19 protein-coding genes and 1 pseudogene are annotated in these 22,867 nt (G+C 66.1%); 10 read left to right on the top strand and 10 right to left on the bottom strand.

Going from position 1 to position 22,867, the window contains the following annotated elements:
* Positions 1 to 123 precede the first annotated feature (123 nt).
* A complete protein-coding gene (locus QCE49_RS21910; protein WP_008348071.1) occupies positions 124 to 1,023 on the bottom strand; it encodes a LysR substrate-binding domain-containing protein in 900 nt (299 codons plus the stop codon).
* A gap of 176 nt (positions 1,024 to 1,199) precedes the next feature.
* Here QCE49_RS21910 and QCE49_RS21915 point away from each other — a divergent pair, with 176 nt between their 5' ends.
* From QCE49_RS21915 to QCE49_RS21960, 10 genes and pseudogenes are all read left to right on the top strand, one after another.
* Positions 1,200 to 2,270 (top strand): ABC transporter substrate-binding protein, encoded by a 1,071-nt coding sequence (locus QCE49_RS21915; protein WP_008348073.1) that lies wholly within the window; start codon positions 1,200 to 1,202, stop codon positions 2,268 to 2,270.
* Positions 2,271 to 2,306: 36 nt separating this feature from the next.
* Entirely contained in the window at positions 2,307 to 3,386 is a 1,080-nt protein-coding gene (locus tag QCE49_RS21920; RefSeq protein ID WP_175980874.1) for an ABC transporter ATP-binding protein, read from the top strand.
* Positions 3,373 to 4,245: an ABC transporter permease gene (locus tag QCE49_RS21925; RefSeq protein ID WP_008348076.1), complete on the top strand. Its 873-nt coding sequence runs from the start codon at positions 3,373 to 3,375 to the stop codon at positions 4,243 to 4,245. The genes QCE49_RS21920 and QCE49_RS21925 overlap by 14 nt, the downstream gene beginning before the upstream one ends.
* Positions 4,246 to 4,261: 16 nt before the next feature.
* The gene (locus tag QCE49_RS21930) at positions 4,262 to 5,059 is read left to right on the top strand and encodes an ABC transporter permease (RefSeq protein WP_250436532.1); all 798 of its coding nucleotides are present in this window, start codon (positions 4,262 to 4,264) and stop codon (positions 5,057 to 5,059) included.
* A pseudogene (locus QCE49_RS21935) lies at positions 5,056 to 6,182 on the top strand (NAD(P)/FAD-dependent oxidoreductase). Before QCE49_RS21930 ends, QCE49_RS21935 begins: the two are co-directional and overlap by 4 nt.
* A gap of 11 nt (positions 6,183 to 6,193) precedes the next feature.
* On the top strand, positions 6,194 to 6,562 hold the full coding sequence (locus QCE49_RS21940) for a (2Fe-2S)-binding protein (protein ID WP_033536269.1): 369 nt from the start codon (positions 6,194 to 6,196) through the stop codon (positions 6,560 to 6,562).
* Positions 6,552 to 7,967, top strand: coding sequence for an NAD(P)/FAD-dependent oxidoreductase (locus tag QCE49_RS21945; RefSeq protein WP_008348083.1), 1,416 nt, complete (start codon positions 6,552 to 6,554; stop codon positions 7,965 to 7,967). Before QCE49_RS21940 ends, QCE49_RS21945 begins: the two co-directional genes overlap by 11 nt.
* On the top strand, positions 7,960 to 9,123 hold the full coding sequence (locus tag QCE49_RS21950) for an FAD-binding oxidoreductase (protein WP_250457421.1): 1,164 nt from the start codon (positions 7,960 to 7,962) through the stop codon (positions 9,121 to 9,123). Before QCE49_RS21945 ends, QCE49_RS21950 begins: the two co-directional genes overlap by 8 nt.
* A 37-nt stretch (positions 9,124 to 9,160) precedes the next feature.
* Positions 9,161 to 9,514: a RidA family protein gene (locus QCE49_RS21955; protein WP_008348087.1), complete on the top strand. Its 354-nt coding sequence runs from the start codon at positions 9,161 to 9,163 to the stop codon at positions 9,512 to 9,514.
* Positions 9,515 to 9,640: 126 nt separating this feature from the next.
* Entirely contained in the window at positions 9,641 to 10,549 is a 909-nt protein-coding gene (locus QCE49_RS21960; protein ID WP_008348089.1) for a LysR family transcriptional regulator, read from the top strand.
* A gap of 15 nt (positions 10,550 to 10,564) precedes the next feature.
* Here the strand turns inward: QCE49_RS21960 and QCE49_RS21965 are convergent, their stop codons facing one another.
* The 9 genes from QCE49_RS21965 to QCE49_RS22005 all read right to left on the bottom strand — a co-directional run bounded on the left by QCE49_RS21965 (position 10,565) and on the right by QCE49_RS22005 (position 22,638).
* Positions 10,565 to 11,941 carry an MFS transporter gene (locus QCE49_RS21965; RefSeq protein WP_250457420.1) on the bottom strand — a complete coding sequence of 459 codons (1,377 nt, stop codon included), beginning with the start codon at positions 11,939 to 11,941 and terminating at the stop codon, positions 10,565 to 10,567.
* Positions 11,942 to 12,026: 85 nt separating this feature from the next.
* Positions 12,027 to 13,748: a GMC family oxidoreductase gene (locus QCE49_RS21970; protein WP_250457419.1), complete on the bottom strand. Its 1,722-nt coding sequence runs from the start codon at positions 13,746 to 13,748 to the stop codon at positions 12,027 to 12,029.
* Positions 13,749 to 13,781: 33 nt separating this feature from the next.
* Positions 13,782 to 14,588: an enoyl-CoA hydratase/isomerase family protein gene (locus QCE49_RS21975; RefSeq protein WP_250436534.1), complete on the bottom strand. Its 807-nt coding sequence runs from the start codon at positions 14,586 to 14,588 to the stop codon at positions 13,782 to 13,784.
* 6 nt (positions 14,589 to 14,594) lie between these two features.
* Complete coding sequence (locus QCE49_RS21980; RefSeq protein WP_250436536.1) at positions 14,595 to 16,157, bottom strand: AMP-binding protein; 1,563 nt, start codon at positions 16,155 to 16,157, stop codon at positions 14,595 to 14,597.
* A complete protein-coding gene (locus tag QCE49_RS21985) occupies positions 16,150 to 16,677 on the bottom strand; it encodes a (2Fe-2S)-binding protein (protein WP_085955302.1) in 528 nt (175 codons plus the stop codon). The genes QCE49_RS21980 and QCE49_RS21985 overlap by 8 nt, the downstream gene beginning before the upstream one ends.
* 5 nt (positions 16,678 to 16,682) lie before the next feature.
* The gene (locus QCE49_RS21990; RefSeq protein ID WP_250457418.1) at positions 16,683 to 17,504 is read right to left on the bottom strand and encodes a xanthine dehydrogenase family protein subunit M; all 822 of its coding nucleotides are present in this window, start codon (positions 17,502 to 17,504) and stop codon (positions 16,683 to 16,685) included.
* Complete coding sequence (locus QCE49_RS21995) at positions 17,501 to 20,533, bottom strand: molybdopterin cofactor-binding domain-containing protein (RefSeq protein WP_250457417.1); 3,033 nt, start codon at positions 20,531 to 20,533, stop codon at positions 17,501 to 17,503. The genes QCE49_RS21990 and QCE49_RS21995 overlap by 4 nt, the downstream gene beginning before the upstream one ends.
* A 4-nt stretch (positions 20,534 to 20,537) precedes the next feature.
* Complete coding sequence (locus QCE49_RS22000; RefSeq protein WP_175980894.1) at positions 20,538 to 21,152, bottom strand: UbiX family flavin prenyltransferase; 615 nt, start codon at positions 21,150 to 21,152, stop codon at positions 20,538 to 20,540.
* Positions 21,145 to 22,638 (bottom strand): UbiD family decarboxylase, encoded by a 1,494-nt coding sequence (locus QCE49_RS22005; protein ID WP_034471030.1) that lies wholly within the window; start codon positions 22,636 to 22,638, stop codon positions 21,145 to 21,147. The genes QCE49_RS22000 and QCE49_RS22005 overlap by 8 nt, the downstream gene beginning before the upstream one ends.
* Positions 22,639 to 22,867: the final 229 nt, after the last annotated feature.

A 22,867-nucleotide genomic window follows, 5' to 3' on the forward strand; every position in this document is an offset into this window, starting at 1 on the left:
AAACGCCGTCACGGCGTGGCCGGACAGTGCAAGACCCCGTATCGAGATTCTTGCGAAAGGCGACCGCGTACTTCGTGAAAGGATTGCGGTGAATACGCCGAGCCGATGAGCACCGTTCGACGGCTAGACGATCCCATCGAGCAGTTCGTCGTGCAGCTCGCGCAGGACCTCCACGAACGCGGATGCAAGCCGCTCACGCGGCCGATGCGGCGGAAACAGCAGATACGTCGGAAAGCGCGTGACCGGCTGAAACGGCCGGATGACGATGTCGGGTCCGACGAAGTCTCGCGCCACGATCGGATGCGCGAGCGTCACGCCCATGCCGTGCCGAACCATCTCGCAGCACATGGCCGTGTATTGCGCCTCGATGGCCAGCACGCGCTGCACTCCCGCGCGCTGAAAGACTTCATCCATCACGGCGCGCGTGCCATCGCCGTGACAGAGCGAGATGAACGATTCGCCTTCGAGATCCTTCGGCCGAATGTTGCGCTTCGCCGCGAGCCGATGATTCGCCGGCATCACACACACGGCGGCCACGTTCGATAACTGCTCGACCTCGCAATCGGACGCTTCGCTCACATACACCGCGACCCCGAGATCGCAAAAGCGCGATGCCGTCCAGTGATTCACCGTCCCCGACGTATTGACATGCAGCGAGACCGTCACGTCGGGAAACAGCGCATGAAATCGCTTGATCGCATGGGGCACGAGCGTCATGCCGGCCGATGGCATCGCCGCGATGCGCAACCGCCCGCTGCCGAGATTGCGGATCTGCGCCGCCGCATTCGCAAGACCCTGCAAGCCGACGAACGCGCGCTCCACTTCACGAAAGAACGCGGTGCCTTCGCTGGTCGGAATCAGACGCACGCCGCTGCGCTGGAAAAGCTGCAAACCGGTGTCGCGTTCGAGTTGCGAAATGAGCCGGCTGACGTTCGGCTGCGATGTGAAGAGCGCCTTGGCCGCGGCCGTCATCGACCCGGAAACCATGACCGCGCGAAACGCCTCGATGTGCTTCAGGTTCATGCGCGCTTTCCCTTAAGTAGTCACCATGACACGATGAAATGTATATCAACCATGTATAGGTAGGTATTTTATTTGTATTGGACGATATGAATTGACAGCGCGACACTCGATCCGTCGATGGGCCAGATGTCTTCCAAATCCCACCCGCCCACGCCCCCGCAATGGAGATCCTCGTCATGAAAAAAGCGTTGCATCGCCGTCCGTCCGCTCTTCCCGCACGTCGCGTCATCGCCGCTCTCGCGTTCTCGGCGGCCGTTGCCGCGCCGATGCTCGCGCAGGCCGACACGACGCTGTACGTCGCCAATGTCGGCGGTTCGAACGAACAGTTGTATCGGCAGAAAATCATTCCGGCGTTCGAGAAGGCGCACAACGTGAAGGTCGTCTATGTGGCGGGCAATTCGAGCGACACGCTCGCGAAGTTGCAGGCGCAAAAGGGCCATCAGCAGATCAATGTCGCGGTGATGGACGACGGCCCGATGTATCAGGCCATGCAGATGAACCTGTGCGCGAAGCTCGACGACGCGCCCATCATGAACGACGTGTATCCGCTCGCGAAACTCGGCCCGACGGCGATCGGCGTCGGCATGGTGGCGACGGGCATCGGCTATAACGAGGAAGCGTTCAAGAAGGCCGGCCTGCCGCCGCCGGACTCGTGGAAAGTGCTCACCGATGCGCGCATCAAGGGCAAGCTCGGCGTTCCGCCGATCACCAACACTTACGGCCTGCATACCCTCGTGATGCTCGCGCGTCTCTCGGGCGGCGGCGAGAAGAACATCGATCCCGGCTTCACGGCGATGACCAAGCAAGTCGCGCCCAATGTGCTCTCGTGGGCCCCGACGCCCGGCGAAATGGATGGCCAGATGCAATCCGGCGACGTGATTCTCGCGCCCTACGGCAGCGGTCGCGCGGTCGCGTTGCAGAACACCGGGTTTCCGCTCAAGTTCGTCTATCCGAAGGAAGGCGCGGTCGCGCTGCAAGTGGCGGCGTGCGTGCTCGCGGAAAACGCGCAGCCCAAGCTGTCGCAGGAATTCGTTCAATACTTGCTGACGCCCGAAGTGCAACTGCTGCAAGCGCAGAACATCGGTCTCGGGCCGGTCAACAAGACCGTGAAGCTCGCGCCGGAAGTCGCCGCGCGCGTGCCTTACGGTCCCGAGCAGGTGTCGAAGCTCACCGCCGTCGACTGGGCGACGATCAACCAGCATCGCACGGAATGGACGGAACGCTGGAACCGTTCGGTCGAGCGCTAAAGCCGCGCATCCGCATCTGTCGAAGGAGTCACGCGCATGGCATTCCTGACGCTTCAGGGCATCTCCAAACGCTACGGCGATTTCACGGCGATCGAACATGTCGATCTGTCCGTCGAACGCGGCGAATTTCTCTCGCTGCTCGGTCCGTCCGGCTGCGGCAAGACCACGACACTGCAGATGGTCGCGGGCTTCGTCACGCCGACGAGCGGCCGCATCCTGCTCGATGGCCGCGACATCACCAACGAGCGCCCGGAGAAGCGCGGCATCGGCGTGGTGTTTCAAAGCTACGCGCTGTTTCCTCACATGACGGTGGCGGGCAACGTCGGCTTCGGGCTGGAGATGCGCAAGGTGAAGCGCCGCGAGCGCGAAGAGCGCATCGAGGAGGCGCTCGCTCTGGTGCGGCTCAAGGGCCTCGGGCATCGCTATCCGAAGGAACTGTCGGGCGGGCAGCGGCAGCGCGTGGCGATTGCGCGCGCCATCGCCATGCAGCCGGAACTGTTGCTGCTCGACGAACCGATGTCCAATCTGGACGCGAAGCTGCGCGAGGAAATGCACATCGAATTGCGCGCGATCCAGAAGCGTCTCGGCATCACGACGATCCTCGTCACGCACGATCAGGTCGAGGCGATGACCATGAGCGACCGCATCGCGGTGATGCATGGCGGCAAGATCGCGCAACTCTCCACGCCCTACGATGCGTACGAGCGTCCGGCGACGCCCTTCGCTTCGACCTTTCTCGGCCGCACGAATGCGTTCGCGGGCGAAGTGTTGCAGCGCAATCCGCGTTGCGCGGTCGTGAACGTCGCCGGGACGGAACTGCATGTGCCGCACGAAGGCCGTCACGTCGATGGCGCGGTGAATGTCTATATTCGCCCGGAGAAAGTGCATCTCGCCAACGGCGATGCGCGCATCAGAGGACGTATCGCGACGCGTGTGTTCATCGGCAATCAATGGCTGCTCGAAGTGGAGACGGCGCTCGGCAAGTTGCGCATCGCGCAGCCGAACCACGGCGCGCCGCCGCCGCAAGAAGGCGACGAAGTGGGTCTCGACTGGACCGACGACGACCTGCGCGTGCTCACGCAAGACGGCAAGGAGACGCTGCATGGCCACGCTTGACGACGCTCGCCCCGGCGCTGCGCCGTGGCTCTTGTCCGGCCCCGCGCTGCTGCTGTTCACCGGCCTGCTGCTGGTGCCCTTGATCCTCACGCTCGTCCTCTCCTTCCGCGTTTTCAGCGATACGGCCGGCATCACCAGCGCGTTCACGCTGTCGAACTATTGGGAAGTCGTGAGCGACCCGTACTACGGCACGATCTTTCTGCGCACGGCGGGCCTCGCAACGGGCGTGACGCTCCTGTCGATCGTGCTCGGCGTGCCGGAGACGATCATCCTCGCGCGCATGAAGAAGCCGTGGCAATCGCTGTGTCTGCTGATCGTGCTCGGGCCGCTGCTGATCTCGGTCGTCGTGCGCACGCTCGGCTGGCAGATTCTGCTCGGCAACAACGGCGTGCTCAATAACGTGCTGCAAGCCCTGCATATCACCGAGGAACCCATCCGCCTCGTCTTCACGATGACCGGCATGATCATCGCGCTGACGCACGTGCTGGTGCCGTTCATGGTGATGTCCGTCTGGGCCAACATGCAGAAGCTCGACCCGCAAGTGGAATGGGCGGGCCGCTCGCTCGGCGGATCGCCGCTCAAGGTGTTTCGCCGCGTGGTGCTGCCGCAGATCATGCCGGGCGTGCTGTCGGGATCGATCATCGTCTTCGCGCTGTCGGCGTCGGCGTTCGCCACGCCCGCGCTCATTGGCGGACGGCGGCTCAAGGTGGTCGCGACCGCCGCCTACGACGAGTTTCTCGGCACGCTGAACTGGCCGCTCGGCGCGAGCATCGCCGTGTTGCTGCTGATCGCGAACGTGGCCATCGTAATGGGATGCAGCCGTCTCGCCGAGCGCCGCTTCAAGCATATTTTCGACTGACCGCGAGGACACGCACATGAAGCAGAACGGCCCGCTCGCGCTCGTATTCAACGCGCTTTTCCTGACTTTCATTCTCGCGCCGCTCGTCGTGGTGATGCTCGTCTCGTTCACCGACAAGGGCTTCATTTCGATGCCCTTCGACGGCGCATCGTTGCGCTGGTTCCACGCGATCATCGAGAACGGCGACATCGTGTCGGCGTTCTGGCTGTCGATCAAGCTCGCGTTCGCGGCGGCGACCATCGGCGTACTGCTCGCCGTGCCGGCCGCGCTGGCGATCGCGCGTTACCGCTTTCCCGGCCGCGCCGCGCTCACGAGCTTCTTCCTCTCGCCGATGATGATTCCCGCCGTCGTGCTCGGCATCGCGTTCCTGCGCTTCCTGTCGATGCTGAACCTGTCGGGATCGTTCTGGTCGCTCGTGTGCGCGCATGTGGTGATCGTGCTGCCGTATGCGCTGCGGCTCGCGCTCTCGTCGGCGGTCGGCCTGGACCGCGATGCCGAACGCGCGGCGCTGTCCTGTGGCGCGAGCCGCTTCACCGCGTTTCGCCGCGTCGTGTTGCCGATGATCCGCACCGGCGTCGCGGGCGGCTGGGTGCTGTCCTTCATCCAGAGCTTCGACGAACTGACGATGACGATTTTCGTCGCCACGCCCGGCACCACGACGCTGCCGGTCGCCATGTACAACCAGATCGCGCAGACGATCGATCCGCTGGTCGCGAGCGTCTCGGCGGTGCTGATCGTCGGCACGGTGCTCCTGATGATTCTGCTCGACCGCATGGTCGGACTCGACCGTATTCTGATCGGAGAAGCCCGATGACTTCTGCTAGTCCCGACGTACTCGTTCTCGGCGGCGGCCTCGTCGGATCCGCCGTCGCCTACGGTCTCGCCCGCGAAGGCGCGCGCGTGACCGTGCTCGATGAAGACGACGGCGGCTTGCGTGCCTCGCGCGGCAACTTCGGCCTCGTGTGGATTCAGGGCAAGGGCTACGGCCTGTCGCCGTATGCGCGCTGGTCGCGTTCGTCGGCGGTGCGCTGGCCTGCGCTCGCGGAGTCGCTTCACGCCGAATCGGGCGTCGATGTGGCGCTGCGCCAGCCCGGCGGCTTCCACTTCTGCTTCAACGACGCCGAACTCGCCGACCGCGAAAAGCGCCTTTCGACGCTGCAAGCCGAACTCGGCGATTACCCGTATCAGATCCTCACCGGCGCCGAAGTGCGCGAGCGCATTCCGCAAGTCGGGCCGAAGGTGATCGGCGCGAGCTATACGCCGATGGACGGCCAGTGAATCCGCTGAAACTGCTGCGCGGCCTTCATACGTCGATGCAGACGCGCGGCGTGCGCCTCGTTTCCGGCGAGCGCGCCGAGCGCATCGTGCCCGAAGCGAACGGCTTCGTCGTGCAGGGCAAGCGCGGCACGTATCGCGCGGGACGCGTGGTGCTGGCGGCGGGTCTCGGCAATCGCACGCTCGCGCCGTTCGTCGGGCTGAATGCGCCGGTCGCGCCCAATCGCGGACAAGTGCTGGTAAGCGAGCGCGTCGCGCCGTTCCTGCACTATCCGACGCTCAACGTGCGTCAGACCGACGAAGGCAGCCTGCAATTCGGCGATTCGATGGAAGAAGTGGGCTTCGACGATTTCACGACCACGCCCGTCCTCGCCGATATCGCCCGGCGTGCGGTGCGCGCCTTCCCGCTGCTGGAGCATGTGCGCCTCGTCCGCATGTGGGCCGCGTTGCGCGTCTACAGCCCCGACGGCTTTCCCGTCTATGACCAGTCGGAGCGGCATCCCGGCGCGTTCGTCGTGACCTGCCACAGCGGCGTGACGCTCGCCGCCGCGCACGCCATGCGCATCGCCCCGTGGATTCTCGGCGCACCGGTTCCCGACGAACTGCCCACCTTCTCCGCGCGCCGCTTCGAGCACGCCAAAGAACTCATCTCCGCACATTGAGCACGCACGACATGACTTCATCGACACCTACGCTTTTCAAGCCGCTGCCGGGCGCGGACGGCGCGAGCATCGACATCTTCTTCAACGACCGGGCGCTGACCGTGCAAGGCGGACGCTCCGTCGCGGCGGCTTTGCTCGCGGCGGGCGTGTCGCGGTTTCGCGCGACGCCGGTTTCGGGCGCACCGCGCGCGCCTTACTGCATGATGGGCGCGTGCTTCGAATGCCTCGTCGAGATCGACGGCGTGCCGAGCCGCCAGAGCTGCATGGTCGAAGTGAAAGCCGGCATGCGCATCCGGTCGCAGGAAGGCGCGCGCGATCTGCCCCCTTCGATCGGAACCGATACCGCCGACGCATCGCTGGAGAACGCACATGGCCGCTGAACTCGTTTCGTCGCATGCCGAAGCTGTCGATGTCGTCGTGATCGGCGCCGGTCCCGCGGGCATGAGCGCCGCGACGCGTGCCGCGCGCGCGGGCCTCAAGACCGTGTTGATCGACGAACAGGACGCCGCCGGCGGACAGATCTATCGCGGCATCGGCCGGGCGGACGCGCGCCGCAAGGAGATTCTCGGTCCCGATTACGCGGCGGGCGGCGCGATCGCCCAGGCGTTCGCGGCATCGGGCGCGCGGCATCTGACGGGCGCGACCGTGTGGCAGGTCACGCGCGAGCGCGGCATCAACTATCTGAAGGACGGCAGGATCGGCAGCTTCGACGCCCAGCGAGTGATTCTCGCGAGCGGCGCGATGGAGCGGCCTTTCCCGATTCCCGGCTGGACGCTGCCCGGCGTGCTGACGGCGGGCGCCGCGCAAATCCTGCTCAAGAGCGCGGGCGAAGTGCCTGCCGCGCCGCCGATTCTCGCGGGATGCGGACCGCTTCTCTATCTGCTCGGCTGGCAGTACATCCGCGCGGGCGTGCCGATTCGCGCGCTCGTCGACACGACGCGCCACGAAGACCGCTGGCGCGCGAAGCGTCACATGCTGTCGGCCTTGCGCGCGTGGCCGTATCTCAGCAAAGGACTGCAGCTGATGCGCACGCTGCGCGAAGCGGGCGTGCCGATGTTCGAGGCCGCCGACGACCTGCGCGTCGAATCGCGCACCGGCGCCGACGGCGTGGAGCATGCGAGCGCGCTCGGCTTCACGACGCAGGGCGCGGCGCACCGCATCGAAGCGGACGTGATTCTGCTGCATCAGGGCGTCGTGCCGAATACGCAGTTCACGCAGGCGTTGCGCGCGACGCATCGCTGGGATAACGCGCAACTCTGCTTCACGCCGAAGACCGACGCATGGGGCGAGCTCGACGTGCCCGGCATCTTCGTCGCGGGTGACGGCGCGGGGATCGGCGGCGCGCAGGCGGCGGCCTTGCAGGGCGCGCTCGCGGGCGTCGCGGTGGCGGCGCAGCTCGGCGCGATCGATACCCGCAAGCGCGACCTCGAAGCGATGGCGCTCAGGCGCGATCTCGCGGGCGCCCTGCGCATCCGTCCGTTCCTCGATTCGCTGTATCGTCCGCGCGATGTGAACCGCATTCCGAAGAACGAAACCATCGTCTGCCGATGCGAGGAAGTCACCGCGGGCGAGTTGCGCAAGTTCGTCGAGCTGGGCTGCGTCGGGCCGAACCAGGCGAAGTCGTTCGGGCGCTGCGGCATGGGACCGTGCCAGGGCCGCATGTGCGGGCTGACGGTGACGGAAGTCATCGCGGATGCGCGGCGCGTGTCGCCTGCCGAGGTCGGCTATTACCGCATTCGGCCGCCGATCAAACCGCTCACGCTCGGAGAACTCGCCGGTGAATGAAATCAGCGAAGCCGATGTGATCGTCGTCGGCGGCGGTCTGCACGGCACCAGCAGCGCGTTGCATCTGGCGAAGCGCGGCGTGAAAGTCATCGTGCTCGAAGCGGATTACGTGGCGCGTCATTCGTCGGGCGTCAACGCGGGCGGCGTGCGCACGCTCGGGCGTCCGCTGCCCGAAATTCCGCTCGCGCTGATGTCGCGCGAAATATGGCACGGCATGACCGATCTGCTGGGCGAGGATGGCGGCTTCGTGCCGTCGGGGCAACTGAAGATCGCGGAAACGGAAGCCGAGCTCGAAACCTGCCGCGAACGCGTCGCGCTTTTGGCGTCGCATGGCTTCACGCACGAGAAGATCATCGATCGCGAAACCGTGCTCGAACTGGAACCGGCGCTCGCGAGGCACGTGACCGGCGGCATCTGGGTCGAGCGCGATGGCTACGCGTTGCCGTACCGCACGACGACTGCCTTCAGGCTCGCGGCGCAACGTCTGGGCGTGCGCTTTCTGGAAGGCACGCCGGTGAGACGCATCGAACAGCGCGGCGAGCGATGGTTCGCGCAGACGCCGCGCGGCACGTTCGGCGCGCAGAAGATGCTCATCGCGTCGGGCGCGTGGTCCGGCGAGTTGTCGAAGCAGGCGGGCGAGCCGGTGCCCGTGCATCCCGAAGGCCTGATGCTGATGGTCACGCACCGGGTCGCGCCCTTCTGCCGCGCGACGCTCGGCGCGACGGGCCGTCCGCTGTCCTTCAAGCAATTCGACAACGGCACGGTCGTGATCGGCGGCAAGCTGATCGGCATCGCGGAACTGGCGAACCGTCACGGCGAAGTCGATTTCATGCGCCTCGTGAGAAGCGCGCAGACGGTCACGGATCTTTTTCCGCATCTGCGTCATCTCGGCGTGAATCGCGCGTGGGCGGGCGTCGAAGCATTTACCGAAGACGAACTGCCGGTGATTTCGGCAAGCCGCACGGCGTCGAATTTGTACTACTCGTTCGGCTATTGCGGCAGCGGCTTTCAGCTCGGGCCGGGCTGCGGCAAGCTCGTCTCCGAACTCATGCTCGACGGCGAGCCGTCGCTGTCGCTCGATGCATTCGCCATCGACCGTTTCCATGCGCGCGCCACGTCGGCAGCCGCCGATGCGTTGCCGCTCGTCACGCACTGATCCGTATTCCCCAACCCTTTCGTAAGGAGAACAAGTAATGAGCGATATCGTTCGCATCGACACCAATCAGCGCATGAGCCGCGTCGTGAAGGCGGCGGGACTCGTGTTCATCGGCGGGCAGACGTCCGCGGATCAGACGCCCGATATCAAGCTGCAGACGGCAAAGGTGCTCGAAAAGATCGATGGCTTCCTGGACAAGGCGGGCATCGACAAGACCCGTCTCGTGTCGGCGCAAGTGTGGCTGTCGGACATCGCGCGTGATTTCGCGGGCATGAACGAAGTGTGGGATGCGTGGGTTCCCGAAGGCTGCGCGCCGACGCGTGCGACCGTGGAAGCGAAGCTCGCGTCGCCTGCGTTGCTGGTGGAGATCGCCGTCATCGCGATGAGCTGACGGCGGCCGGGGCGGTCTCGTTGCAGGCAACCGGCGACTCGATTCTCCGGTTGGCGACGCGACGCCGCCCCCCTGAAAGACGGCGCGCGGTACTATGTTCACGGACCGTCCCGCACACCCCGTCTCATGGAACTGAAGCAGATTCAGTACTTCATCGCGCTTTTCGAGGAAGGCACCGTCACGCGTGCCGCAAAGCGGCTGAACATTGCGCAGCCGGCGCTCAGCATGCAGGTCGCCAAACTCGAATCCGAGATCCGGCAGAAGCTCTTCGAGCGCGGGCCGCACGGCATGGCGCCCACCGAAGCCGCACGATTGATGTACCGCCTCTACACGCCGATCCTGCGCGACATCGACCACGCAAGGGAGCACCTGAGCCGTCGCGATGTCATCGTGACGGGCCGCGTGTCGCTTGGGATGGTCTCGTCGGAAGCGCAGAGCGTATTGCCTGAATCGCTCGCCCGCTTCGATGCGCTTTTCCCGCAAGTCGAAGTATCCGTCGCCGATGGCTTCAGCGCGCAACTGATCGACGCCGTCGAATCGGGCCGGCTCGATGCGGCCATCATCAACAAGCCGCGCGGACGCCTGATGCTGGACGTCAAGCCGTTGCTCGTCGAAGAAATGGTGCTGGTGACGAGCGCGCTGCACGGCCCCGAGCTTCCCGGCACGATCGATCTGACCGGGCAGCCGGACATCGAGCTCGTGTTGCCTACGCGGCGCAACGGTCTGCGCGGCGCGCTCGATGCCGCCCTGATGGCGGCCGATGTCGTCATCCAGCCGAAGTTCGAGATCGATCTGCTGAGTACCATCGTGCAGTTCGTCGAGCAGAGCAGCGTCGCGACGATCCTGCCGCGCGTCGTGGTGCAGGCGCAAGCGGACGAAGGCCGCTTGCGCATACGCACGATCTCGGCGCCGCCCATCGTGCGCCACATCATTCAGGTGACGCATCCGAAGCGGCCGATCGGGCCGGCCGCCGAGGCATTGATCGCGATCATCGCCGAGGAGATCGGACGCGTGACGACGCGCGCGCCGGAATGACGCGCGCCGTGAAGGTCACGAAGGACTGCCCGCGTTGCCGTTCTCGAGCTTGCCGAGCGTCTCCGGCACCACGAACGCGCCGACGAGAAAGATCACGCTGATCGCGCCGACGAAAATCGCGAGCGTCGACGGCAACTGGCTCGCATCCTTCGCGACGAGCGAGACGAAGGTCGGCATCATCCCGCCGATCGCGAAGCCGATGTTCCACGAGAGGCCCGTTCCGGTCGCGCGAATCGCGGTCGGAAAGCGCTCGTTCAGGAAGATCAGTATGGGCGCGTAACCGGCGCTGCCGAGCGCGGACAGCAACACCGCATAGACGCCGATCATCGTGATGCTTTCTGCCGTCGGCAACAGCAGAAAGAGGCCGGGCAAGGCGACGAGCCGGATGATGCCGATCCAGATGAACGCGCCCTTGCGCCCGATGAACGTGCTGAGATGCCCCGCCAAAACCGATGCGATCACCACCGCCACGCTGCAGATCATTAGGATCGCGGCGGCCGCCCCGTTCGGCGCGTGGCTCACGACCTTGAGGAACGTCGGCAGATAGCCCGACGTGAGGTAGTAGCCGCTGCCGCCGCCGATGGTCAGCAGGAGATTCACGAACAACACGCCGCGGTACTCGCGCGAGAACAGCGTGCGGATCGGCGAGCGCACCACTTCGGCCTTTGCGCGCTCGGTATTCGCCGCGGCCTTCGCGGCTTTTTCGGCGGCGAGCTTCTTCCACAGCGGCGACTCTTCGAGACTGTTGAAGACGAAGAGACCGAGCACCGAACTCACGATCCCGGTGAAGAACATGCAGCGCCAGCCCCACACGACGAAAGCATCGCCGGGAAAGAGCGCGGACATCGCGAGAAAGGTGAGCGATGCCAGAAGCGCGCCGAGTCCCGCGCCGCCGCCGCCGATCAGCCCCGACACCGCGCCGCGATATTTCGGCGCGACCGATTCGGTGCCGATCGTATGCGTCGACGCCACCACGCCGCCGACGAACACGCCCTGCACGAGACGCAGCAGCAGGAAGAGGATCGGTGCGACGATGCCGGCCTGCGCGACCGTCGGCAGCGCGCCGAAAGCCGCAGTGGACAACCCGACGCCGACGACCGCGAAGATCATGGCGCCCTTGCGGCCGCGACGATCCGCATACGAGCCGAAGAGCGCGGAGCCGAGCGGACGCATCAGCAGCGTCACCGCGAATGAAGCGTAGACCGCCGCGAGCGAGAGCATCGCGTGTTCGGACGGGAAGAACAGACGCCCGACAACCGGCGCCACATACAACAACACGAACAAGTCGAACAGATCGAGGGCCCAGCCGATGCACGACGCCATCACTGCACCCATGATCTGCCGCTGATTTGCCGGAAGCACGGCGGCTCCGTCTTGCGCTGCTACGGACATGTGTATCTCCTTTGGATTACCGCAGGCACGCTTTTATGGATGCGTGCTCTTGTTACGATTGAAAAACGAAATTGCTCGAGCAGTGTCAGTACGCGGCGGCGAGCGGCGGTGCCATGCTCGCGCTTCGCTGCGCGACCATCGCGTCGGCGATCTTCTCGGCGATCATGATGGTCGGTATGTTCGTATTGGCCGATGGCAGCCTCGGCATCAGCGATGCATCCACGACGCGCAAGCCGCGCGCGCCGTGCACGCGCCCTTCGGTATCCGTGACGGCATCGCGATCCTCCGCGCCGCCCATGCGGCATGTGCCGCTCGCGTGCCACACGCCGAACACGTTCGCGCGGATGAACGCGGCGAGCGCGCGGTCGTCGGCGAGCAGCGCGTCCATCTTCAGTCCGCGCGTGAAGAAGCGTTCGATGAGGAAACGGCGCACCGGCGCGGGCGCATCGAGCAGCACGCCGAGAACGGACGTGAGGCGCGCATTGCCCTCGCCGACCCGGCTCAGCGCCTTCACGCGCGCAGAAAACGCCGCCGGAAAGAAGTCGCGCGAACTGCGCCCGAGTCCCGATGCGTGGACCACGCTCGCCAAAATCCGCACGCCCGCGGCGAGGCGCTGCACATCGCGTTCGTCGTCGAGCAGATTGAGATCGACGCGCGGCGCGGCGGCCGCATCGGGCGATGCAAGCTGCACGCGGCCACGCGAATACGGCCGGTTGCACCACAGAAAGAAGAGTCCGAGCCGGTTGCCGAGCGCATGCCACGCCGCACGCGTCGCGCTCGACAGATACAGGTCCGAGGCATCGCAGCCCGCGACGCCGGAACTCAGACGCGCGGCCATCATGCTGGCGCGGCGTCGTGCGAGCGGCATGCGAAAGCGCGGCTCGAGAAAATGACAGAACGTCAGCGACGGATGATCCTGCAGATTGCGTCCGACGCCCGGCAAGTCCACTTCGCACGCGATGCCGAGCGCCGCGAGCTCGCGCGCATCGCCGATGCCCGCGCGCATCAGCATCGCCGGCGACTGCAGCGCGCCCGCGCTCAGCACGACTTCGTCCGCATCGAACTGAACGCGCTCGCCGTTCTCCGCAATCGCGACGACACCGCGCGCCGTCGCGCCGTCCATCACGATGCGTTCCACGCGCAGCTTCGCGTAGACCGCGAGATTCGGACGCCTGCGCGTGGCCTCGTCGAGATAGGCGATGGCCGTGGACACGCGCCGATCGTCGATATTGGAGAACGCGCCGGGAAAGAACCCGTCGCCGAACTCGCCATTCTGGTCCTGCAACTGCGCGACCCCGTTCTCGCGCAGACCCTTTGCGAACGCGTGGCAGAACGCCGGCCAGTCGTCGGGCATGATGCGGCGGATCGGCACCGGGCCGTCGCTGCCGTGCATCTCGCCGTCGGGAAAGTTGACGTCGCGTTCGAGCTTGCGAAAGTACGGCAGCACGTCGAGCCACGCCCAGCCATCGGCGCCGTTCGCGGCCCATTCGTCGTAATCGCGCGGCAGGCCGCGATTGGCCGACTGCACGTTGATGCTCGAGCCGCCGCCCATCACGCGGCCCTGCTCGTAGACGCGCGGCGCGGCATCCTTCGTGGCCTTCGCTTTCAGGTCGGGCCAGATGTAGGTATCGCCGCAGAAGACCGGCATCGGATAGCTGTCGAGAATGGCCTCGGGCACGGCGCCGGGCGGCGTATCCGCGCCCGCCTCGATCAGCGCGACGCGCAGCGACGGCACCGCCGACAGCCGATGCGCCAGCACGCATCCCGCCGAGCCGCCGCCCACGATCACGACATCGAAGCGCTCCATCGCCTGTCTCCTTTTATTGTGCAAAGCGCGGGATCAGGACCCGCGAAACACCGGCTTGCGCTTGCCGTGGAACGCTTCGACGCCTTCGCGGAAATCGTCCGACGAGCGCAGGCGGCTATAGCAATGGCCTTCGAGTTCGATCGCGATCGAAAGCGGCGCGTCTTCCGAGTCGTTCAGCAGCTTCTTCGCCGTGCGCTGTGCCAGCGGCGAGAACGCGCGCAGTTCGTCGACGAGCGCATCCGTCGCCGATTCGAGTTCCGCGTCGGCCACGCAGTCCACCGCGATGCCCCATTCGTACGCCTGCTTGCCGGGAATGCGGCGCGAGCGCATCACGATGTCCTTCGTGCGGCCGATGCCGACCATCGACTGCAAGCGCGCCGAGCCGCCCGAGCCGGGAATCTGCCCGAGCTTCTGCTCCGGCAGCGCATAGAACGTCGTATCGGTGACGATGCGGAAATCGCACGCGAGCGACAACTCGAAGCCCACGCCGAAGCAGAATCCGCGATTGGCCGCGATGACCGGCTTCGAGCAGCGCGCGGGCGCCGCGATATTCCACGCGAGCTTCGACACATGTTCCGGCGATGCCTCGAGAAAGCCCTTGATGTCGCCGCCGCTCGAGAAGTGCTCGCCCTTGGCGCGCACGACGATCACGCGCACGCGGTCGTCCTCGTCGAGCGCCTCGAATGCAGCGCGCAACTGGTCGCGGGCGTGCATCGAAATGACGTTGAACGGCGGGCGATGCAGGATGATGTCGGCGCGCTCGCGGGCGGCGTCGATCTCGACTGAAAAGCCGTCCAGGTCTTGCAGCAGCGTCTGGCCGCGATGGTTCAAATCGCTCATGTTCGGTTACTCCTTGGTGGTCTCTGTAGAGGTTGCGTGGGTCTCGCTCGCGTATTCGCCGGCCTGCAGCTTGCGGCGCAGGATCTTGCCGACCGGAGACTTCGGTATGTCGTCGACGAACACGTATTCGCGCGGCCGCTTGAAGTTGACGAGATCGGACTGACGGCACCAGCCGTCGAGCGCTTCTGCATCGACGAACTCGCGGCGCTTGATGAACGCGACGACGCGCTGGCCCCATCGCTCGTCCTTGACACCCGCGACCGCGACTTCGTCGACGGCCGGATGCAGCGACAGCACCGATTCGATATCCACGGGCGAGATGTTTTCTCCGCCGCTGATGATCATGTCGTCGACGCGGCCGGTGACGTACAGGTCGCCGTCGGCATCGAAGTAGCCGGTGTCGCCGGTGAAGTACCAGCCTTCGCGCAGCGACTTCGCATTCGCGTCCGGGCGATTCCAGTAGCCTTCGAAAGCCTCGTCGCCGAGCAGGTCCGCGATGATCTGGCCTTCCTCGCCGGCAGCGGCGATCTGATCGGGCGATACGGCATCCAGCTTCACGACGCGCAGCCGCGTGTTGATGCCCGCGCGCCCCGCGCTGCCGGGCTTCTTCGTCGCGTCCTGATCGATGCTGAACGTATAGACCTCGGACGAGCCATAGTGATTGACGAAGAGTTCCGGCTCGAAGGCGGCGGACAGGCGCTTGAGCAGGCCGTCGTTCATCGGCGCGCCCGCGAAACCGAGCTTCCTGACCGACGACGTGTCCGTGGCCGCGAACGTCTTGTCGGCGAGCAGGTCGTGATAGAGCGTCGGCACGAGGTAGAGGCACGTGAGCCCGTGCGCGGCGATGGATTCGAGCGCGAGCTTCGCGTTCCAGCGGCGCACGCAGACGAACAGGCCGTCGACGAGCGCCATCGCGAGCAGCGAGCGCACGCCCATCGTGTGATAGAGCGGCATCACGCCGAGCGTTCTCTCGCCCCGCCGATACAGGTTCTGCGCGACATGCGCGAGCGCGCCCGCGCGTTCGTGACGATGACGCCGCGGCACGCCCTTGGCCTTGCCGGTGGTGCCGGACGTGTAGAGGATCAGCGAGATGTCGTCGGCGGTGGCGCGTGTCGTCGCGTCGTGGCGCGCTTCGCTGCGGTCGGCAACGAGCGCATCGAAGCCCAGGTTGCGGCCGGGCGCATCGTCGAGGCCGATGCGCGGCACGTTCTGCGCAGCCGGACTCTGGATGACGGCATCGGCGCAAACGGGCTCGTAGACGATCGCCTTCACGCCGGCATCGGTCACGCAATAGTCGAGTTCCTCCGGCTTCGCGCGCCAGTTGAGCGGCACGATCACGATGCCGGCGAATTGTCCCGCCCAATGCAGCGTCGCCATTTCCCAGCGGTTCTGCAGCACGACGAGCAGCCGGTCGCCGCGTTCGAGACCGAGCGCGCGCAGGCCATCGGCGACATTCAGGATCACGCGATGCCACTGTGCATAGGTCAGTTGCAGTTCGCCATCGACGAGCGCGAGCGCGTTCGGACTGCGCTCGACGCTTTGCAGAAAGGTGCGGCCGAGATCAAGCATGTTCGACCTCGCTCGTGTCCGCTTGCGTCCGGCGGCGCGCCGCCACGTCGAGCACCGCCGCCACGATCGGCGTGTAGCCCGTACAGCGGCAGATATGCCCCGACAGCATTTCGCGCACTTGCTCCTCGGTCGGATTCGGCACGCGTTGCAGATAATCCGCGCACGACATGAGGATGCCCGCCGTGCAGAAGCCGCACTGCAAGGCGTGATGCCGCTGGAACGCCTGCTGCAGGTCGCCGAGCGTCTGCTCGGGCGCGAGACCTTCGACGGTATCGATACGCCGTCCGTCCGCCTGCACCGCGAGCATCAGGCACGCGCGCGCCGCAACGCCATCGACGTGCACGGTGCATGCGCCGCAGACGCCGTGTTCGCAGCCGACGTGCGTGCCGGTCGCGCCCAGTTCGTGCCGGATGAAATCCGACAGCAGTTCGCGCGGCTCGCAATGGCCGCTGCGCTCGCGGCCGTTGAGCGTCAGCGCGATGCGCTGCCGTTCGTCCCGCCGCATGATGTTTGCCGACATGTCGCTCACTTCGCCTCCTCGATCACACGCCATCCGAGTTGCCGGACCAGATTCCGGCGATATTTCGCGCTGATATGCGCGTCGTCCTGCGCGTTCAGTTTCCAGCTCAAATCGTTCAGTGCGCCGCCCAGGTCGTCGCCTGCGAGACGCGGCCAGCTTTCGACCACGGGCCTGTCGGCGACGCCGCCCACCGCGATGCGAATCGCATCGTCCGATACGACCGCCGCGCACGCGACGATCGCGAAATCGCCGTGACGCGCGGAGAATTCGCTGAACGCGTAGCGCTCGCCAGCTTTTCGCAGCGGAAAGCGCACCGCTTCGACGAGTTCGTCCGGCTCGCGCGCGGTCATCAACATGCCCTGAAAGAAATCCTGCGCGGCGAGCGTGCGCCGCTTCTTCTTCGAGCGCAGCATCACGTCGCCGCCGAGCGCCGAGAGCACGAGCGGCAGTTCCGCGCTCGGGTCCGCATGTGCGATCGATCCGCACACCGTTCCGCGATTGCGGATCTGAAAATGCGAGATATGCGGAAAGGCCATCGCGAGCAGCGGCACTTCTTCTGCGAGCGTCGCGCGCCATTCGACGCTGCCTTGCGTCGCGGCCGCACTCACGACGAGCCGCCCCGCTTTCTCGTCGATGCGCACGGCACTGAGTTCGGCGGTGCGGGATATATCGACGAGCATCTTCGGCTGCGCGAGCCGCATGTTGAGCACGGCCATCAGCGACTGTCCGCCCGCCAGCACGCGCGCGTCCTCGCCGTATTGCGCAAGGGCGTCGAGCGCGTCCTGCGTGGTCGGCGCGCGCAGATAATCGAACGCTACGGGCTTCATGCGCGCCTCCTGAAACGTGCGAGGAATCTCGCGAGCCACGATCCGCGCGTCTGCACCGGCTTGCCCGCCGCCTGCCGCCCGAGCGATTCGAACAATTGATTCAGCACGACCTTCGTCGCGCCTTCGAGCATGCGGCCGCCGACCGCGGCGACCTTGCCCGACACCTGCGCTTCGTAGTCGTACGTGAGCCGCGTGCCGCTGCCTTGCGGCTTCAGTTCGACGAGACCGCTGCCGCGCGCGCTGCCGAGCGGCGACGTGCCCGCGCCCGCCAGCCGCAGACGATGCGGCGCGTCGATCTCCGACAAGCCGATGCGCGCCTCGAAACGTGCCTTGATGAGGCCGACGCCCACGGTCACGTCCGCGCGATACTGGTTCGGCGCGGTTTCTTCGAGCGCATGACAGCCCGGAATCACGTTAGCGAGCGCCTTCGGATCGAGCAGCACGGCGAACACGGCTTCCGGCGTCGCGGGCAGATCGACGCTTCCCTGCGCCGTCAGTGCGCGTCCGCCGCCCGGCGTCGCGGGCTTCGCCGCCGGCGCTTCGCGATATTCGGGGCGCGACGGCTCCGGATCGTCGATGCCGATCATCGCCATGACCTTGGACGGCGTGAGCGGCAAGCGAATGTCTTCGACGCCGAGCGCATCGGCCACCGCGTTCGCGATGCACGGCGGCGTGCTCATGTTGTTGCCTTCGCCGAGCCCTTTCGCGCCGAGCGGCGTGAACGGCGACGGCGTCTCCAGATGCACGATCACCGGATCGGGCACTTCGCAGGTCGTCGGCATCAGATAGTCGGCGAGCGTGCCGGACTGGAAGCTGCCGTCCGCGCCGTAGCGGAACTCCTCCATCAGCGCCGCGCCGACGCCCTGCGCGAACGCGCCGCGAATCTGGCCATCGGCGAGCGCGGGATTGAGGATCGTGCCGGCATCGTGCACGGTGACATAACGGTCGATCCGCACGCGCCCGGTCGCACGGTCCACTTCGACCCCGCACATGTCGAACGCGAAGCCATACGCCGCCGACGTGTTGATGCGGTCGGCCTCGTCGGGCGCGTCCATGTGCGGCGGCGACCAGAACACGGTCTCGCGCAGGCCCGGCTCCTCGCCTTCGGGCAGAAGCGCGGGCGCCCAGTGCGGCGCATTGCTCGCGGCGCGCGCGAACGGCAGCGCGCGATCCTCGGCGTGCACAGGAAAGATGCGCGCGCCTTCGAAGCGGATCTCGTCGGGCGAGCAGCCGAACTGCTTCGCGAGCACGCGCGACAGCTTCTCGCGCACGCGCGTGGCGGCCAGATGCACCGTGCCCGCCACCGCGCCCGCGAAGCGGCTCGAATAGTTGCCCGCCGCGACGGACCACGCGTCCTTGTGCGTATCGAATTCGACGTTGACGACGATGTCCTTCGGGTCCAGCCCGAGCACATCGGCGACGACTTGCGCGCACACCGTCATGTGCCCCTGCCCCGCGGGCGTCGATGCGATCGTCACGACGACGCCGCCCAGCAGATCGACGCTGACTGTGGCGCTCGCGATCGCGCCGTTCTTCGGCCCGGCCTTGCGGCGCGCGTCGGCGGGCATGACGGTCGTGATGTAGCCCATGTTCGATACCGACGGCTCCACGATCGCCGCGAAGCCGATGCCGAAGAGCCGCCCTTCCCTGCGCGCGGCATCGCGGCGTGCGACGAGTTCGGCGTAGCCGCCTTCGTCGATCGAGCGGCGCAGCGCTTCCTGATAGTTGCCTGAATCGAGCAGCGCGCCGGCCGCCGCGCGATACGGAAACGCATCGGCGGGAACGAAGTTGCGGCGATACACGTCGAGCACGTCGAGCTTCAGTTCGATGGCAATGCGCTGAATCAGCCGCTCGAGCGCGAAGTACACCTGCGGTCCGCCGAAGCCGCGCACGAGGCCGGTCGGCGTCTTGTTCGTGAGCACGACCCGATTGCGCACGAGCAGATTCGGGATCGCATACGCGCCCGTCAGACAGCCGTGCATCCGGTAGAACGTCGCGGGCTCCGGCGCGCGCACGTAACCGCCGACGTCTTCGAGCTGGTCGTAGGACAGCGCGACGATGCGGCCATCGCTTTGCACCGCCGCCTCGATGGTCGAGAGGCGCGCCGTCGCGGAGGTCGCCGCGCTCAGGTGCTCCAGCCGGTCCTCGACCCATTTCACCGGCGCGCCCGCCTTGCGCGACGCGAGGCACATCAGCACGACATACGGAAACACGGCCTGCTTCACGCCGAAGCTGCCGCCCGAATCGCGCGGAGCCTTGTGACGCAGACGGTTCGCTGGCACGTTCAGCGCCATCGCCATGACGGCGTGCAGCGAGAACGGCCCCATGAAGTTCGACGTGACGTCGTAGCCTTCGTCGCCCGACAGATATTCGGCGATCACGACGCCGCACTCGATCGGCGCGCAGGTGTTGCGCGGATACTGCGCGACGAGCTTCACGCGATGCGGCGCGTTCTCGAACGCCGCTTCCGGCTCGCCGTAGCGGAAATGCCGGTCGCTGACGACGTTGCTGCCGACGCGCTCGTGCAGCAACGGCGCGTCGTCCCGCACCGACTGCTCGATCGACGTGACCGGATCGAGCGTCGCGTATTCGACCTTGATGAGATCGAGCGCGTCTTCCGCGAGGGCACGCGAATCCGCGATGGCGACCGCGACCGGCTCGCCCACATAGCGCACGCGGTCCATGGCGAGCGCCCACTGTTCCATCGGCGATTTCACGCCGACGACGAACGGACGCGACCACGCACGCAGATCGTCGCGCGTGAGCACCGCATGCACGCCGTGCAGCTTCAACGAGGCGTCCGTGTCGATAGAAACGATGTCGGCATGAGCGTGCGGCGAGCGCAGGATCGCGGCGTGCAGCGTGCCTGGTTTCACGGCGATGTCATCGCCGTAACGGCCGCGGCCCGTGAGAATCGCCGGATCTTCGAGGCGCTGCATGGCGCGGCCGACGTGGCGCTGCGGCGTGGCAACGGCGTCGTCGGCGACGCGTGCATTGATATCTGCGAAGGCGGTATCGCGCTGATTCATCGCATCATTCCTCATCTTGCGCGCGGCGGCCGAATGCATCGGCGAGGCCGCTCCAGCGTCGCGCGATCTCCTGATGCTCGATGCCGAAGAGATCGAGAATGCGCCCGACCGTGTGATCGACCACATCGTCGATGCTCTTCGGATGCGCGTAGAACGCGGGCACCGGCGGCATCACGATCGCGCCCATTTCGGTGGCGAGCGTCATGTTGCGCAGATGCGCGAGATTGAGCGGCGTTTCGCGCGCGACGAGCACGAGGCGGCGGCGTTCCTTGAGCATCACGTCGGCGGCGCGCGTGAGCAGGTTGTCGGCGAAGCCGTTGGCGACGGCCGCGAGCGTCTTCATCGAACACGGTGCAATCACCATGCCGTCGCTGACATACGATCCGCTCGCGACCGACGCGCCGATATCGCGCACGTTGTGGACGACGTCGGCGAGCTGGTCGATGTCGCCGCGCGTCAGCCCGAGTTCCTGCGCCGCCGTCACCGCGCCCGATGCCGACACGATCAGATGCGTCTCGTGCGTGCCGAGCCGCCGCAACGCAGCGAGCAGGCGCACGCCGATCACCGCGCCGCTCGCGCCGGAAATGCCGACGACGATGCGCTTCTTCTGCTCAGCCATGATTGCGCGCCAGGTAGGCGTCCAGTGCGCTGTTGTCGGCGGCGACGAGCGCGTCCAGATCGACTGCGTCCTGTCCGGGAATGCGCACGCGCGTAAAGACGTGCTCGGCATAGACGACGGGGCGCGTCGCATCGAGGCCCATCTTCGTGCTCATGCCTTGCAGATGCGCGGGCGCATCGGCGGGCTGGCCGACAGTCGTCGACGGATCGAGCGGCGAACCCTGCGCGCCCGCGATCACGACGAGATCGCGGTCCGCCTGAAAACGCGTCGCGATGGCCCATTCGATTTCGGCGGGATCGTGCACGTTCACATCGGGATCGACGACGACCACTTGCTTGATGTCGTAATGCGCGCCGAACGCGCAGAGGATCACGTTCTTCGCTTCGCCCTCGCGCTTCTTGTCGAACTGCACCCACAGGTGATAACGGCACACGCCGCCCACCGAAAGATGCACGTCCTTCACGTTGGGATGGCTGCGTTGAAGGTGCGCGAGCAGCGTCGCTTCGCGCGGAATCGCACCGAGCAGCAGATGCTCCATCTCGGCGGGCACGATCGTATGAAAGACCGGATCGAGCCGATGCGTCACCGCCGTCACTTCGATGACTTCGCGCGCTTCCTTTGCACTGTAGTACTTCGGGAATTCGCCGAACGGGCCTTCCGGCTCGCGCACGTCCGGCAGAATGCGCCCTTCGATCACGATCTCCGCGAACGCCGGCACATGCACGCCGTTCGTCACGCACGCGACGACGGGCAGCGGCGCGCCATGCAGCGCACCCGCGATCTCCAGCTCGTCGTGATCGATCGGCGTGATCGCTTGCGAAGCGAGCATCGTGAGCGGATCGACGCCGATGGCTACGGCGACATCCAGCGCATCGCCGGCTTCTTCCGCCGCGCGCTGAAAGGCATAGAGGTGGCGCGGCAGCAGCAGGATCGCCATGCGGTCGCGGCCATGCACCTGAATGCGGTTGATCGAAACGTTCTGCACGCCGGTCCGCGGATTGCGTGCAATCACGAGACCCGCGGTGATGTACGGGCCGTTGTCGTGTTCGCTATGCGTCGGAATCGGCAACAGCGCGTGCAGGTCGATGCCGTTCGTATGCACGACTTGCTGGCACGGCGCGTTTTCACGTTCGACGCGTTTCGATGGAAGCGGCGCAGCAGCAGCAGCCGAGAAGCGGGCGAGCAGTTCGGTTTCGTCGACGCCCATCGCTTCCGCGATCCATGCACGCTTCGCCATGAAGCCGCTGACGACAGGCACCGCGTGACCGCCCGGCTGCGTGAAGAACGCCGCCTGCGTGCCGTCGAGGCGCTTGGCGATGGCAGCGAGTTCATGTTCGAGCGCAACGGGCTTGTCGATCGTCGCGACGCGGCCGGTCCGCGCAAGATGCGCGAGCCAGTCGCGCAGCGAAAGGGAGCCGGTATCGGTGCGATCCGGGGCCCACGAGAATGCGGGATTGCCGTTCGTTGCGGCATCGCGTGTGTTCATCAGCGTCTCCATCTGGGCGCGCCTGCCAAAGCCAGCGCATTGGATGAAGCGTAGCGAGATCACCCCCATAACGGCTAATACTGTTTATTGATGCGCCGAATCATTCGTGCTTATATCGGTGCTAGCCCGGATGACACGGTTGTTACGGTCACGTATCAATGGAGCACGCGCGAATGGGCGCTTGAGCAGCAAGCCTGAACAAACGCCCGGCGCGGTCCATCGAAGCAGT

Source organism: Caballeronia sp. LZ008 (genome assembly GCF_031451435.1).
Taxonomy (GTDB): Bacteria; Pseudomonadota; Gammaproteobacteria; order Burkholderiales; family Burkholderiaceae; genus Caballeronia; species Caballeronia zhejiangensis.

Coding starts and splice junctions, on each gene's coding strand:
- QCE49_RS21960 (WP_008348089.1), top strand. CDS start 9,641: ATGGAACTGAAGCAGATTCAGTACTTCATCGCGCTTTTCGAGGAAGGC.
- QCE49_RS21975 (WP_250436534.1), bottom strand. CDS start 14,588: ATGAGCGATTTGAACCATCGCGGCCAGACGCTGCTGCAAGACCTGGAC.
- QCE49_RS21985 (WP_085955302.1), bottom strand. CDS start 16,677: ATGTCGGCAAACATCATGCGGCGGGACGAACGGCAGCGCATCGCGCTG.
- QCE49_RS21930 (WP_250436532.1), top strand. CDS start 4,262: ATGAAGCAGAACGGCCCGCTCGCGCTCGTATTCAACGCGCTTTTCCTG.
- QCE49_RS21920 (WP_175980874.1), top strand. CDS start 2,307: ATGGCATTCCTGACGCTTCAGGGCATCTCCAAACGCTACGGCGATTTC.
- QCE49_RS22000 (WP_175980894.1), bottom strand. CDS start 21,152: ATGGCTGAGCAGAAGAAGCGCATCGTCGTCGGCATTTCCGGCGCGAGC.
- QCE49_RS21990 (WP_250457418.1), bottom strand. CDS start 17,504: ATGAAGCCCGTAGCGTTCGATTATCTGCGCGCGCCGACCACGCAGGAC.
- QCE49_RS21910 (WP_008348071.1), bottom strand. CDS start 1,023: ATGAACCTGAAGCACATCGAGGCGTTTCGCGCGGTCATGGTTTCCGGG.
- QCE49_RS21970 (WP_250457419.1), bottom strand. CDS start 13,748: ATGGAGCGCTTCGATGTCGTGATCGTGGGCGGCGGCTCGGCGGGATGC.
- QCE49_RS21915 (WP_008348073.1), top strand. CDS start 1,200: ATGAAAAAAGCGTTGCATCGCCGTCCGTCCGCTCTTCCCGCACGTCGC.
- QCE49_RS21955 (WP_008348087.1), top strand. CDS start 9,161: ATGAGCGATATCGTTCGCATCGACACCAATCAGCGCATGAGCCGCGTC.
- QCE49_RS21925 (WP_008348076.1), top strand. CDS start 3,373: ATGGCCACGCTTGACGACGCTCGCCCCGGCGCTGCGCCGTGGCTCTTG.
- QCE49_RS22005 (WP_034471030.1), bottom strand. CDS start 22,638: ATGAACACACGCGATGCCGCAACGAACGGCAATCCCGCATTCTCGTGG.
- QCE49_RS21940 (WP_033536269.1), top strand. CDS start 6,194: ATGACTTCATCGACACCTACGCTTTTCAAGCCGCTGCCGGGCGCGGAC.
- QCE49_RS21995 (WP_250457417.1), bottom strand. CDS start 20,533: ATGAATCAGCGCGATACCGCCTTCGCAGATATCAATGCACGCGTCGCC.
- QCE49_RS21945 (WP_008348083.1), top strand. CDS start 6,552: ATGGCCGCTGAACTCGTTTCGTCGCATGCCGAAGCTGTCGATGTCGTC.
- QCE49_RS21980 (WP_250436536.1), bottom strand. CDS start 16,157: ATGCTTGATCTCGGCCGCACCTTTCTGCAAAGCGTCGAGCGCAGTCCG.
- QCE49_RS21965 (WP_250457420.1), bottom strand. CDS start 11,941: ATGTCCGTAGCAGCGCAAGACGGAGCCGCCGTGCTTCCGGCAAATCAG.